The sequence below is a fragment of the Fulvivirga sp. AWR4_260 genome, assembly GCF_056158185.1.
On record NZ_JBSWSU010000015.1, the window covers coordinates 2,974,790 to 2,987,536 of the forward strand.

At 36.9% G+C, this 12,747-nt stretch carries 13 protein-coding genes and 2 tRNA genes; 7 read left to right on the plus strand and 8 right to left on the minus strand.

The genetic code is table 11. The features are described 5' to 3' along the window. The first annotated feature begins 95 nt into the window (after window positions 1-95). Window positions 96-1,163: a DNA polymerase IV gene (dinB, locus tag ACXACQ_RS18830; protein WP_474977536.1), complete on the plus strand. Its 1,068-nt coding sequence runs from the start codon at window positions 96-98 to the stop codon at window positions 1,161-1,163. On the opposite strand, the gene ACXACQ_RS18835 is transcribed toward dinB, so the two are convergent. Beyond that, a complete protein-coding gene (locus ACXACQ_RS18835) occupies window positions 1,160-1,588 on the minus strand; it encodes a DUF4442 domain-containing protein (RefSeq protein WP_474977537.1) in 429 nt (142 codons plus the stop codon). The two genes, dinB and ACXACQ_RS18835, sit on opposite strands and share 4 nt — an antisense overlap. A gap of 93 nt (window positions 1,589-1,681) precedes the next feature. Here ACXACQ_RS18835 and ACXACQ_RS18840 point away from each other — a divergent pair, with 93 nt between their 5' ends. From ACXACQ_RS18840 to ACXACQ_RS18860, 5 genes are all read left to right on the plus strand, one after another. Then, window positions 1,682-2,119: a peptidylprolyl isomerase gene (locus ACXACQ_RS18840; RefSeq protein ID WP_474977538.1), complete on the plus strand. Its 438-nt coding sequence runs from the start codon at window positions 1,682-1,684 to the stop codon at window positions 2,117-2,119. Further along, on the plus strand, window positions 2,109-2,600 hold the full coding sequence (locus ACXACQ_RS18845; RefSeq protein WP_474977539.1) for a hypothetical protein: 492 nt from the start codon (window positions 2,109-2,111) through the stop codon (window positions 2,598-2,600). Before ACXACQ_RS18840 ends, ACXACQ_RS18845 begins: the two co-directional genes overlap by 11 nt. A gap of 131 nt (window positions 2,601-2,731) precedes the next feature. Continuing rightward, window positions 2,732-4,864 (plus strand): T9SS type A sorting domain-containing protein, encoded by a 2,133-nt coding sequence (locus ACXACQ_RS18850; protein ID WP_474977540.1) that lies wholly within the window; start codon window positions 2,732-2,734, stop codon window positions 4,862-4,864. A gap of 133 nt (window positions 4,865-4,997) precedes the next feature. Then, entirely contained in the window at window positions 4,998-5,213 is a 216-nt protein-coding gene (locus ACXACQ_RS18855) for a hypothetical protein (protein WP_474977541.1), read from the plus strand. A gap of 19 nt (window positions 5,214-5,232) precedes the next feature. Further along, a complete protein-coding gene (locus ACXACQ_RS18860) occupies window positions 5,233-5,922 on the plus strand; it encodes a hypothetical protein (protein ID WP_474977542.1) in 690 nt (229 codons plus the stop codon). A 59-nt stretch (window positions 5,923-5,981) separates the two neighbouring features. On the opposite strand, the gene ACXACQ_RS18865 is transcribed toward ACXACQ_RS18860, so the two are convergent. The 4 genes from ACXACQ_RS18865 to ACXACQ_RS18880 all read right to left on the minus strand — a co-directional run bounded on the left by ACXACQ_RS18865 (window position 5,982) and on the right by ACXACQ_RS18880 (window position 9,030). Then, window positions 5,982-6,055, minus strand: a tRNA-Thr gene (locus ACXACQ_RS18865). 160 nt (window positions 6,056-6,215) lie between these two features. Then, a tRNA-Thr gene (locus ACXACQ_RS18870) sits at window positions 6,216-6,289 on the minus strand. Between the two features lie 115 nt (window positions 6,290-6,404). Beyond that, entirely contained in the window at window positions 6,405-8,432 is a 2,028-nt protein-coding gene (locus tag ACXACQ_RS18875; protein WP_474977543.1) for a DUF349 domain-containing protein, read from the minus strand. 46 nt (window positions 8,433-8,478) lie between these two features. Then, entirely contained in the window at window positions 8,479-9,030 is a 552-nt protein-coding gene (locus ACXACQ_RS18880) for a YqgE/AlgH family protein (protein ID WP_474977544.1), read from the minus strand. A gap of 441 nt (window positions 9,031-9,471) precedes the next feature. On the opposite strand from ACXACQ_RS18880, the gene pdxH reads away from it, so the two are divergent. Then, complete coding sequence (gene pdxH / locus ACXACQ_RS18885; RefSeq protein ID WP_474977545.1) at window positions 9,472-10,116, plus strand: pyridoxamine 5'-phosphate oxidase; 645 nt, start codon at window positions 9,472-9,474, stop codon at window positions 10,114-10,116. Between the two features lie 61 nt (window positions 10,117-10,177). On the opposite strand, the gene ACXACQ_RS18890 is transcribed toward pdxH, so the two are convergent. From ACXACQ_RS18890 to ACXACQ_RS18900, 3 genes are read right to left on the minus strand one after another with little or no spacing between them, the layout of a single operon-like run. After that, window positions 10,178-10,867, minus strand: coding sequence for a response regulator transcription factor (locus ACXACQ_RS18890; RefSeq protein WP_474977546.1), 690 nt, complete (start codon window positions 10,865-10,867; stop codon window positions 10,178-10,180). A gap of 3 nt (window positions 10,868-10,870) precedes the next feature. After that, window positions 10,871-11,857 carry a glycosyltransferase family protein gene (locus ACXACQ_RS18895; protein WP_474977547.1) on the minus strand — a complete coding sequence of 329 codons (987 nt, stop codon included), beginning with the start codon at window positions 11,855-11,857 and terminating at the stop codon, window positions 10,871-10,873. Continuing rightward, window positions 11,857-12,714, minus strand: a complete 858-nt coding sequence (locus ACXACQ_RS18900; protein ID WP_474977548.1) for a UDP-2,3-diacylglucosamine diphosphatase — start codon at window positions 12,712-12,714, stop codon at window positions 11,857-11,859. Before ACXACQ_RS18900 ends, ACXACQ_RS18895 begins: the two co-directional genes overlap by 1 nt. Window positions 12,715-12,747 lie beyond the last annotated feature (33 nt).

A 12,747-nucleotide genomic window follows, 5' to 3' on the forward strand; every position in this document is an offset into this window, starting at 1 on the left:
CAAATAGAACAATTAAGCCATTTTGAACACAACGATTTGCATCATTTATCAGTTAACTTAAATGGTATTTAACTTTATATTTGCGAACCCTTTAAATGCGTAAAATTATACATATTGACATGGATGCGTTTTACGCATCGGTAGAGCAGCGTGATAACCCCGAGTTAAAAGGGAAGGCGATTGCTGTAGGTGGAAGCACTGAAAGAGGTGTGGTTGCCACTGCCAGCTATGAAGCTCGTAAATATGGTGTTAAAAGTGCAATGCCCTCCAAAATAGCCGCCAGAAAATGTCCACATTTAATTTTCATCAAACCGCGCTTTGATGCTTATAAAGAGGCCTCAAACATCATAAGGAGCATATTTTTTGAATATACTGATTTGGTAGAGCCATTATCATTAGATGAGGCTTATCTTGATGTAACGAGCAACAAAAAGAACATGCCATCTGCCACACTAATTGCTAAAGAAATAAAAAAACGCATATTTGAAGAAACACAACTTACAGCCTCTGCAGGCATTTCTATCAATAAATTTTTGGCCAAAACGGCATCGGATGTTAACAAACCCAATGGGCTCTTTTTAATAGCCCCAGATGACGCGGAAGAGTTTATTGAAAAATTACCTATAGAAAGGTTTTTCGGCATAGGCAAAGTTACTGCTCAAAAAATGCATAAAATAGGCATTAACACCGGCAAGGATCTCAAACGTTTTTCAGAAGTAGAATTGGTTAGCCGATTTGGAAAAACGGGAAGATACTATTACAAGATAGCACGAGCCATTGATCACCGTGAAGTCTCTCCGCATAGAATACGAAAATCTCTAGGTGCAGAAAATACCTTCATTAAAGATTTAACCACTTTAGAAGAAGTGAATGAAGAGTTGGTGAAAATTAAATCTACATTAACCTCCAGAATGGAACGGTCTGGCACCAAAGGCAAAACGCTAACTTTAAAAATCAAGTTTCATGATTTTCAGCAAATAACACGGAGTAAGACTATTTTACAATGGATCGAAACTGACAAACAAATTAAGGAATTGTATTCCGAGCTATTAAAAGAATTCAAAGAGCAAGAGTTTAAAATAAGACTCCTGGGCTTGGCAATATCTAATTTAAACCATGAAATTGCAGATACCCCTGCCCTTCAATTAACCATTGATTTTTAGTTCATTTTCTTTTTAACGTAAATAACTTTGTCTACTTCTGCTACTAATTCACCCTTAGCATCTTTTATTTCACATTTAAATATATAATCATTCTTTCCAATGGTTTCTAATTCCTTTTTTATAGTCTGTACCTGAGTTTCGGTAACATGAAAAATGCATTTGACCGTTCCCCTACCCGGCCTAAGGTATTTAATTGAGGCCGCCTTGTCCATCACTTTATATTCACACCCTAGCGCATTCATCAGAATAAACATGTACCATGGGTCGCACATCGAATACAAAGATCCACCGTAATGAATGCCAACAATATTTTTATTGTACCATCGCATCTTCATATGCACTTCAAAAGTCCGGAAATCATCAGATACTTTTTTTAAACTAATACCAGTGCCAAGCAGCGGAGGCCACCAGTTTATTAATTTCATCTTTTGTCTATCACTCAACATACATTTAAAATAAGAGATTATAAGTTTATTTTATAGTTTTGCAGAAGATATAAACTCATTAATAATAGATACATGAAGACAGCAGAAATAGTAACTGAAAAAGGAACAATGAAAGTAGAATTCTACGAAAAAGATGCTCCTAATACTGTTAAGAATTTTATTGATTTATCTGAAAAAGGCTTTTACGATGGCCTTACTTTTCACAGAGTGATCCCTAACTTCGTAATCCAAGGCGGTTGCCCTGATGGCACTGGCGCTGGTGGACCTGGTTACAAAATTGACTGTGAACTTGATGGAGACAATCAGTACCATGACAGAGGTGTTCTTTCTATGGCTCACGCAGGCAGAAACACTGGTGGAAGTCAGTTTTTTATCTGCCACAGCAGAGACAACACTTCTCATTTAGATAGAAACCATACTTGCTTTGGCAAGGTAGTTGAAGGTCTTGATGTGATTGACGACATTCGTCAAGGAGACAAAATCAACAAAATCACTATCCATGAAAATTAATTTCTTAAAAGGAATTTTAACACTACTATTACCAGCAATGTTTCATATTGCTGGTAATACTCAATCTTTCACTCCAGAAGAGTCTAACGACATACAAATTAGCATCAATAGCTGCTTCCAAGTGACTCAAAACCACCTCAGCATGGAGGCGGGAGACAAAACCGTTTTCAACCTTAAATTATCTAACCACGGCAACAAAGCTGTAGACACCTACCAAAGCAAAAACCTCATTTTTCAAATCCCTGGCACTGTTGATCAATTTGAAATAACCGAATGGGATAATGAAAGCGCGTACATAGAAATTGCCAACTGTAGATGCTTAAATCGTGGTTATAACAAAATTTATGAGGGCACAATCAAAGGAAAAAAAGACAACAGCGGACAATGGCATGTCTCAATTGATGTGATAGCAAAAGGCAAGGACAATCAAAATGATATTACCCTAAATTATGAAGGGGAATTTGACACACCACGTAATTAACTCCTTATCAATCCATTACAAATAAAACTTAAAATACAGTAAAAGTAGCCTATACAGACTTTACATAAGCAAAACATATGGTTTGAATTCAGGTAAACCTCTCCCCTTATCTTCACCTGAAAACTAAACCAATGAAAAACTTACAACTACTGGCACTGCTTTTTTTCATAACCAGTGCCCACATTTCTTTTTCTCAAAACACAAAACAACTCCGAATAGCAAGGACCGAAGAGGCTACAGATCTCAGCAACTATTTCAACCCCACGCTTGCTCCATTCTACCATGGAGTTTCTTCGGGCGACCCTTTGCAAGACCGAGTAATTATCTGGACTAGAATTACCCCCACAGAAGAGACTACCGTAAATGTGAAATGGAAAGTGAGTACTTCTCCAAGCATGTCACCCATAGTTATGCAAGGAGAAGTACAAACAGACCTCTCAAAAGACTACACAGTAAAGGTTGATGTCAGCAATTTATCAGCCGCCACTACCTATTACTACAGCTTTGAGGCCTTAGGGCAAACCTCAATGATTGGGAGAACCAGAACTGCACCAGAAGGAGACATAAATCAACTACGTTTTGCGGTTGTCTCTTGCTCCAACTATCAAGATGGGTATTTCAATGTATATGAAAAGCTCTCTGAAAGAAATGATATAGATGCTGTCATTCACCTTGGCGATTATATTTATGAATATGAATCTGGAGGGTACGGTTACTCTGATGAAATTGGCAGAGGTCATTTACCAGAAAACGAAATAGTGTCATTAACGGACTATCGCATTCGATACTCGTATTACAAGCTAGACCCTCAGCTACAAAAGGCGCATCAGCAACTGCCATTTATCACCATTTGGGATGATCATGAATTTGCTAATAATGCATGGATGCATGGAGCCGAAAATCACCAACCTGATACGGAAGGCGACTGGGAAGCAAGAAAGCAAAACGCTTATAAAGCATATTTCGAATGGATGCCCGTACGTGAATCTTCAGAAGAAAATAGAATTTATCGCTCTATTAATTATGGAAATTTATTAGACCTTATTCTATTAGACACCCGTATGGCTGGGCGTGAAGAACAGGAAGGTGGAATATTTGGCAGAAAAAGCAACCATGAAGTTACTCATGAGCTCAACTCCAAAAAAGATTATGAGCAATATCTCTCTCGAGCTATACCTCTAGATATAAAACGCCAACTTAAAACCGAAGAATTTAACTTCCTAATTGATCGGCTATCTACTTGGGCATCTCAAGATTTATCTATAGAGCAAATGAACGCCTTAAAAACGAACAGCGATTTTAATAAAGTAAAAAGCATAGTAGACAAAGCCTTGCACAATGCAGCTATGACTAAAGCCAAAACAGCCAAGTCTCCAGAATTATTAGGAAATGATCAGTTTGAATGGTTAGAAAATGAGCTTAAAAAAGATAGTCAATGGAAGGTTATTGCCAATCAAGTATTATTAATGCCATTAAACGGCATACCACTTACAGACACTTGGGATGGCTACCCGTCCGAAAGGGAGCGCCTATTATCTTTTATAGAAAACAACAGCATTAAGAATGTTGTGGTATTAACAGGAGACATACACTTTACTTTAGCCTCAGACCTCCCCTCTTCTTTACTCTCATACACCTTTAACAAAGCCAATTCTAAAGCTGTTGAATTTGTAACTCCTAGCATTACATCTGCTAACTTAGATGAGTTTGATGGTATTTCAGAAAGTTTTTTAGCTTGGCTGGTAGAGCTATTTAACCCACACATAAAAAATACAGATTTAAAACAACATGGTTATTTTATTTTAACCGTAACCAAAAATCAAGCGCAAGCAGATTGGCTATATGTCAATACCATTGTAACCCAGAATGCAACAGAGCACAACGGAGCAAGCTTGGCAGTACATAAAAACGAAACCAATTTATTCGAAACTTCTCCAGTTACAACTGGCAATAACTTATATGGCGCCCCAGCTCCTTTAGCTAAAGTTTCACCTTCTTCTAAAAACATGCTTCTAGTTATAGGCAACTACCCCAACCCTGCCAGCACTTATACCAACATTCACTATGTATTGGAAAGTAATAGCTCAGTTAGCATAAGCATAAAAAACAGTCAAGGCAAAGAAATTCAGTCATACCAATTCAGCAATCAACCTGCTGGCGTATACTCATCATTAATAAATACAGCTACATTATTTCCTGGCATTTACTTTTACGAAGTAGCTACAGGAAATCAATCATTTACTAGAAAGCTTATCATTAAATAAAATAAAAGCCCCGTATGGGGCTTTTATTTTATTCTACAAGAATTTTTATACGTACCTTTTTGTTAAGATTTTACCAGATATTAAACTATTTACTAAAAATATTGCTTATTTTGTAAAATCAATTGATATGAAAATGGCAGAACCTTTATCACTGACTGTCGCCAAAACATTAACCGATTTGTTAGACGACAGTATCTCAAGCATCAGTATTGATGTATTGTCTTACAAAATAAATGCTCCTACTGAAGACGTTAGAAAAATAATTGAACGCTTTTCAGCCAAAGGGCTTGTAAAATTATTTAACAATCAGATATATTTAACTGAGGAAGGCCAATCTAAAGTGGCCTAGTCTATAATCCTCCCATTTCATGAACCCAACTCCACCTGAACCTTACCTAAACTTTCTTATTACATTTCTTGTCGCCTACCCCATTTCCATGCTTGAATATGGCCACAGAAAGTTTAAAAAAAATTATTTACTATTATTTAAGATCTCCATACCCTTCCATTTTTACGGACTAGCACATGGACTTCTTGCTGTATTCATCTACTGGATACTTCTGAAAGAAAATCTATTACCAACTGGAGAGGTTGCCGCTATCTTAAACCCATTATCTATAGGGCTAGGAATAAAAGGCATCACCAACCTTAATTTCTACAACATAGCTTCTTCTAAAAGCAAAACGAGCGCTGACGATAAGGTGCAATTAACACCAGTAGGCCCAAAGTTAATTATGGACTCCATAGAAAAATATTGTGAGACCTTAATTGAAGACAACCATGATCATTACTTAGACGCTTATATCCATAAATCTATTGAATTGACGTTGAAGGGTGTTAACTCAGATGTGGTATCTCATGAAATATTGAAATTTCTACCGCACAGCTCTCCAAAGATTATACGAGAAGCCTTTATGGAAGAAATTATTCAAAGCATCAAAGACAATGAGGGCGATGTATATTTTGCCATGAGGTTATTTGTGAACCAATATGGCCTTAACCGATACAGAAAGTTTGTTAATAATATCGCTCGACACAAGAAAGTAAAAACAAGCTAACACTATTACAAAAAAGACATAAAAAAAGGCTTCTAAATAATTTAGAAGCCTTTTTTGTGAGCCCCCAGTCGGATTCGAACCAACGACCTACTGATTACAAGTCAGTTGCTCTGGCCAGCTGAGCTATGGGGGCCTATTGATATTTTCAACGAAGAAATTCTCATTTGAATCTCTTTTTCCTTAATGGAGTGCAATGATAAGCATCTCATTTTAAATGTCAAAATTTTAAAAGATTTTATTTTTTAAAATTTTCATCAAGGACATAAAAAAACCTTCTACATGAAGAAGGTTAGAGCCCCCAGTCGGATTCGAACCAACGACCTACTGATTACAAGTCAGTTGCTCTGGCCAGCTGAGCTATGGGGGCCTCAATATTTCAGCATTTTGTTCTCTTTAGAACCCTTTTCGCTGTAATGGAGTGCAAATATAATGATCAGTATTTTAAATGCAAATACTGATCAAAATTATTTACATTTTTTTTCTTAACTAACCGTTCTGATTATTCTGAGCTGCTTTTTAAGGCTCTTGAGCTCTTCGTTAGCTGCTTTTATTTTATCATTAAATTCATCTTTAAGCTTATCTGCTGTTTTTGATGAAGCAAAGAACTCAAGGTTATTCTTCCATAGTGCAATATCATTTTCCACCTTACCTATTTGCTTTCTTAAAGCTTGTTCTTTTCTGTAAATTTTCTGATCAGCATTTGGACCACTAAGAATTTTATTAACTTGATTTTCAAGCTTAATCTCCTTCTTGTCTTCTTTACTGATACCTTCCATATTATTGATAAACTTATCAACCACTTCAGAGTATCTATTTTTTATCTGACCAATGCTTTTTCTAGGTACAAAGCCAATTTGCTCAAATCTATCCTGAAGCTCTCTTAATTTATCAAGGTCATCAGACTTATCTTGCGCCATCTGCTCAATAGCATTACAAATCTCTTCCTTTTCTTTAAGGTTATCTTCGTACTCTTTTTCTATTTCACTATTGCTAGATCTTTTCTTATCAAAGAAATAATCAGCAGCCGCCTTAAACTCACTGTAGATAGACTCTCTAAACTTCTCTGGCACCGGCCCGATAGCTTTCCAGTCTTTTTGCAATTGCTTAAACTGATCGGCCGTTTTTTGCCAGTCAGTATTATCCTTTAAAGCCTCAGCCTTTTCTACTAGCGCTTTTTTCTTTTCAAGGTTCCCTTCTCGTTCCGCATCTAACCTTTTAAAGAAAGCACTTTTGTTATTGAAGAATGTTTTAAACGTGCCCCAGAATTTCTTATTTACCTCCTTAGCTTTTGCTCTTGGTAAACCTCCGGTAGCCTCCCACTTCTTCTGCACTTCCATTATGTCCTTGGTCTTCGCATTCCATTCTTTAATTCTATCAGAATCAAAGCCAGCAAATTCCTGAACTTCTTCTGCAAGCTGATATTTAACTTTATAGTTTGCTTCTAATTCTTCCTTCAGCTTATCTACATATTCTTTTCTACGCAAATAAACAGAATCAGAAGCCCCTTTAAATCTTTGCCATAAAGCTTCCTGATCATCTTTTGGCACTGGACCAATATGCTTGAATTCATGATGCAACTCATTTAATTCCTTTATCGCATCTTTTAGATTTTCATAGCTTACAAGCGCCTCTGCCCTTTCACAAAGCTCTATCTTTGACTCAAGGTTTCTCTTTCTATCAAGCTCCTTCAGTTCAAAGTAGATACTTCTATTATCGTAAAAACGATCGATAAGTGCATTGTAATTAGCCCAGAGCGTCTTTGCATGAGCACCTGGTACAGCACCTATTTCTTTCCATTGTATTTGAAGCTCTTTAAAAGCATCAAAACTGATATTAGTCTCTTCAGAATCAACAAACTCTCTTAACTTTTCAAGGATATCTTGCTTTTTCTTAAGATTATTTTCCTTTTGTTGTTCCTTATTTTTCGCTTCTTGATGCTTGCGATCTCTAATCAATTTAAAGTTCGCATCAAACCTATTATCTAGTTCAGAGTATTTGTAGTCAAAGTCATTTTCTTCACCACCATCAGCAATGAATTTCTTTAAGGCTTCGTCTTTTTCTTTGTCTCTTAAACCCTCGAAAAGAGGTTTTATAGTTTTAGCAATACGATCAGATTTCTGCACATTATCATCTTTAGCCAATGATTTAATGAGCTCCACCAGTTCTTCCTTGGAGAATTCCGAATAATCTACTTCCTCCTCGTGCTCATCATCATCGTCATGATCGTCATCTCCCTTCTCAGCAAGATCTTCTTCAGAATTCAGCTCGCGGCTAGCCTTCTCTTTCGAATCAGCATCTGGTGCCATTTCGCCTGAAGACTCAGCTTCTGTCTGAGTGTTTAAATTAGTTTCTTCTGTAGCTACGCTTTCATCGTGGTTAGCTACATTTTTGTCTTCATTTAGCTCATCTTGAGCTTGCTTATCCTGATCCATGTGTACCTCCTGCTTTTCTAGTTCCTGCTGATCGGTATTGTTAACGTCTACTTCTTTAATGTCCTTTTCTTTGTCCATTATGTGCAGTTTTCTACCTGTATAACCGTAAAAATAAGAAATTCATTTAATTTAAACGTGGGTCTGTAGGATAATTTGAATATACATCAAATCGTCCACCCATTTGCTTTAACACTATCTTCCATAATTCATCTTCTTTAGTGTCAAAAACAAGTTCTGGAGTAGCATAATTAGCTACTATCCATGAGTCTGATTCCAACTCTTTTTCTAGCTGGCCTTCTGACCAACCCGAGTATCCAATAAAAAACCTGATGTCTTCACTCTTTACCTCCTGCTTTTCTATCAAAGCTAGTAGCTCCTCAAAATCACCTCCCCAAAAAACACCTTGCGACACTTCTATGCCTCCCCTCAACCAATCACCGCCTCTATATATAAAGTGTAGCGTATTTTGCTCTACCGGCCCTCCTATATAGATACTTTCTCTAAAACTCTCTACATCTTCTAGAATTTCGTCTAACGTAACTTGCGACATTTTGTTGAGTACAAATCCGAAAGAGCCCTCTTCACTGTGCTCGCAAAGCAGTACTACCGTCCTTTCAAAATTAGGATCGGGCAGAAAAGGCTCAGAAATAAGCAAACTGCCTTTTTCTGGAAGCATACTATTTTTAAAGTTAAAATAATCCATTTAATGTAAAGCGTGTTTTAAAGGTAAACAATGTTACACTTTGGCTTCAATTTCATTCAACTCTCCTAATCTCGTATATGTATATCCTTTGTCAAAATAAAAAAGCCCATTTTAACAAAAAATTATCACATTTTGATTTTGGCACTTACTATTCATACTTCACTGGGCAATGCACACAAATAAATAGAAAACTTTCGTTTTAGTGGCACTATGTACTAGAAACTAATAAGAATCAACTTAAAAACCTACTACATCTATTAATTAGCTTCAGCACACCACAGTTTCACTAATACCATTAGCCGTGTATTAGCGGCCTCATACTTTAGGCTCAAATAAAGAGAATTGTGTAATTATTAAAAATTCTTACCTCATAAACACACAAAGATTTTAAATTTGAGCATAAATCATGAGGTTATGAATAAAAATATTGCCGATTTACGAAAAGATTATACACTTCAGGCCTTAAATGAGGCTGATGTTAATAAAAACCCTGTAGTTCAATTCGAGAAATGGCTTACAGAAGCCATTACTGCTAAGGTAAATGAACCTACAGCCATGAATGTATGCACTGTTACCCCTCAGGGGTTCCCCAATAGCCGTATTCTACTGTTAAAGGATGTAACTAAAGATGGGTTTAGCTTTTTTACCAACTACCAAAGTAGCAAGGGTAAAGAAATGGAAAATAATCCTGCTGTAGCGCTCACCTTCTTTTGGCCTGAGCTAGAAAGGCAGGTTAGAATACAAGGGATGGCTTCGAAGCTTGAAAAGGAAAAGTCAGAACAGTACTTTCAGAGTAGGCCAAAAGCTAGTCAAATTGGAGCGTGGTCTTCTCCACAAAGCTCTGTAATTGAAAGCCGAGAAATCTTAGAAGAAAGACAAGCCAAACTTACGGAAAAGTATAAAGACGCAGAGGTTTTGCCTAAGCCTGAGCAATGGGGAGGTTATTTGGTAAAGCCATTTTTAATTGAATTTTGGCAAGGTAGACCTAGCCGTTTGCACGACCGCTTAGTGTACACCTTCTCTCAAGAGAAATGGCAAATCAACAGGTTAGCTCCTTAAGTATTTCGATAAAAAAATGAAGAAGGCTTCAATAAGCCTTCTTCATTTTATGAATAACACTTTAATTATGAAGCTCAAAACGATATTGATTATCGTTAATCTTCGCTATAATTTTATTACCTAGCTTCTTTATTATATTGCTCACGTAGTTATCTACCGATTTGGAAATCAGGTACACATCTGATCCCCATATATTATTGAGCAAACTTTCGCTCGTAATTTCTTTCTGAGGGTTCTGCGCAAAAAAGTATAGCAGTTCAAACTCATGATCTGGCAACACCACCGTTTTATTGTTGTAAATTACTGAATGCGTAAACCTATCGATAGCAAAATCACCATATGTGATTTTATTAATACTCTTCCTTATTACCAGGTTATTTTTCAGCACTGTACTAATTTTATGTGTAAGTGCTCTTAAGCCAGTAATTTTCTCTATATAATCATCTCCGCCAATACACAGCGCTTCAGATTGCAGTTCCTTTTCTGACTTAGCCGTTAAGAAAAAAATATAGGTATTCTGAAACTCTGGCTGCTGCCTCAGCTGACGACAAACCTCTATCCCGTTCAACTTGGGCATCATAATATCAAGTACAATAAGGTCTGGATTAAACTTAGAGGCCGTTTCTAGTGAGCGGGTACTTTTCCTCTCCACCTCTACCTGATACCCTTCTTTTATCAAATTATATTTTAAAAGGTCTAAGATGTCTTTATCATCATCTACCAATAATATTTTATGCTGTTGATTATTCATTACTCAAGATTCCTTTTCAATTATCTTCTTCACCACTTCTTCTGTCTCATCCGGATAGTCCACTCCTACTTCCATTTCTGTTTCTATCCAATCTTTTATTTTATCTATCTTTTTCTTCTTCAATTTCTTAATTACGGGCACACCCATGGTTTTCAATGCTGCAGCATTACAATGCTGTTCGTATTGGCCTTTCATAGGAATTACCATTAGCTTTTTTCCTAAAAACAGTGCCTCGGCCGGTGTCTCAAAGCCTGCTCCGCACAATACTCCTGTGGCACTGGCCATGCTGGTTATAAACTTGTCATTATTAATGACCGAAATGCTTACATTATCTACCTCATAAGCTGAACTAGCATGCTTAGAAAACACTTGCCACCTCACCCCTTTGATTTGAGTTAGTACTTTAATAATCTTTTCATCAGCATATGCAGGCAAATACACGGTGTAATGTCCTTTATCAGCCACTTGTAGGTTTCTAATGGCCTGCCTCACTACTGGAGTATAAATGTTATCATCAAAAGCACTAAAGTGAAAACCATAATTAACCGATGCTGGCGCATATTTTTTAAGTATTAGCGAGCTTATCACATCTTCGCTGTCCGGCTTTGGGCATTTATTACTTAGCAGCGCTCCTTGGTGGCTCAGGCCGATACACTTTAGCCCCTTGCGCTTCGCTGCCCATGCGGTAATTGGTTCAAAATCATTAAAAATGAGATCGTATTGTTCTAAAGGGAATGCCTTAATTTCATTGTACAACTTTAGAGAAGCATTTTTGTGCAATGTTTTAGTATAGTTAATGCCACCACTCTTGCCAAAATAAAAGCTAAGCCCCTGAGACCTGTACTTTATTTCTTTATTAAAATTCACTTCAACCTGAGCCCCACTAAGCAAGTAATCTACCTCACCAAATTTTTCTAGCGCTGGCCCCACATCCATAGCACGGCTGATGTGGCCATTGCCAGTGCCTTGTATTGCATATAAAATCTTCATTATGAATTGACTGTTAAAAACTCAGAAACCATAGCCTTGAAGATATTATCATTATCAAGTTCTGGTTGGTTATCACTCTGATCTGCCTCTTCCTGAACTAGCATCAGTGGGTCATCTTGATAAGTATAAACCTGCCATTCTCCATTATTGTATTCTAAAGCCGTCAAATTCTCCACCCAATCACCCGAATTTAAATAAGTTACACTTCCTTTTTCACTATGAATTACTCTATGCTGAGGCTGGTGAATGTGTCCGCACAATACGTAATCATAATTATTACTGATGGCAATTTCGGCTGCAGTAGTTTCAAAGTCATCAATAAATTTGACAGCCGATTTAACACTATTCTTGATTCTTTTTGACAGTGATATTTTACCTCTGCCCAAGCTTTTAGAAATGAAGTTGATAAATGTGTTTATTAGGATCAAAGAATCGTAACCTACCGCCCCTAGCTTAGCTAACCATTTGGAATGCTGCATAGTAACATCAAACACATCTCCATGAAAAATCCATGTTTGCTCCCCCTCCATTTCTAAAAGTAACTTATTCTCTATCCTAAATTTACCCAGTTTAAACCCTACAAATTTTCTAAGCATTTCATCGTGATTACCCGTAATGTAAACCACTTCAGTGCCCTTACTTAGCAGGCCAGTAATATGCTTAACCACCTTCATGTGCGAAGAAGGCCAGTAGCGCTTGCTAAATTGCCATATATCTATAATATCACCATTTAGAATAAGCTTCTTTGGCTCTATACTTTTTAGGTATTTGAGCAAGCACTCTGCGTTGCATCCATATGTACCAAGATGTACATCTGAAATCACTGCTATATCAACCGGACGTTTGTTTTTTGCCATAATGAATAAAAGAATGCCCCGAAGCCTTCAACC

Bases quoted from the DNA above. Each gene is read 5' to 3' on its own strand.
- ACXACQ_RS18835 (WP_474977537.1), bottom strand. From the start codon at position 1,588: ATGAAATTAATAAACTGGTGGCCTCCGCTGCTTGGCACTGGTATTAGT.
- ACXACQ_RS18845 (WP_474977539.1), top strand. From the start codon at position 2,109: ATGAAAATTAATTTCTTAAAAGGAATTTTAACACTACTATTACCAGCA.
- ACXACQ_RS18855 (WP_474977541.1), top strand. From the start codon at position 4,998: ATGGCAGAACCTTTATCACTGACTGTCGCCAAAACATTAACCGATTTG.
- ACXACQ_RS18880 (WP_474977544.1), bottom strand. From the start codon at position 9,030: ATGCTTCCAGAAAAAGGCAGTTTGCTTATTTCTGAGCCTTTTCTGCCC.
- ACXACQ_RS18895 (WP_474977547.1), bottom strand. From the start codon at position 11,857: ATGAAGATTTTATATGCAATACAAGGCACTGGCAATGGCCACATCAGC.
- ACXACQ_RS18900 (WP_474977548.1), bottom strand. From the start codon at position 12,714: ATGGCAAAAAACAAACGTCCGGTTGATATAGCAGTGATTTCAGATGTA.
- ACXACQ_RS18890 (WP_474977546.1), bottom strand. From the start codon at position 10,867: ATGAATAATCAACAGCATAAAATATTATTGGTAGATGATGATAAAGAC.
- dinB (WP_474977536.1), top strand. From the start codon at position 96: ATGCGTAAAATTATACATATTGACATGGATGCGTTTTACGCATCGGTA.
- ACXACQ_RS18875 (WP_474977543.1), bottom strand. From the start codon at position 8,432: ATGGACAAAGAAAAGGACATTAAAGAAGTAGACGTTAACAATACCGAT.
- ACXACQ_RS18860 (WP_474977542.1), top strand. From the start codon at position 5,233: ATGAACCCAACTCCACCTGAACCTTACCTAAACTTTCTTATTACATTT.
- ACXACQ_RS18840 (WP_474977538.1), top strand. From the start codon at position 1,682: ATGAAGACAGCAGAAATAGTAACTGAAAAAGGAACAATGAAAGTAGAA.
- ACXACQ_RS18850 (WP_474977540.1), top strand. From the start codon at position 2,732: ATGAAAAACTTACAACTACTGGCACTGCTTTTTTTCATAACCAGTGCC.
- pdxH (WP_474977545.1), top strand. From the start codon at position 9,472: ATGAATAAAAATATTGCCGATTTACGAAAAGATTATACACTTCAGGCC.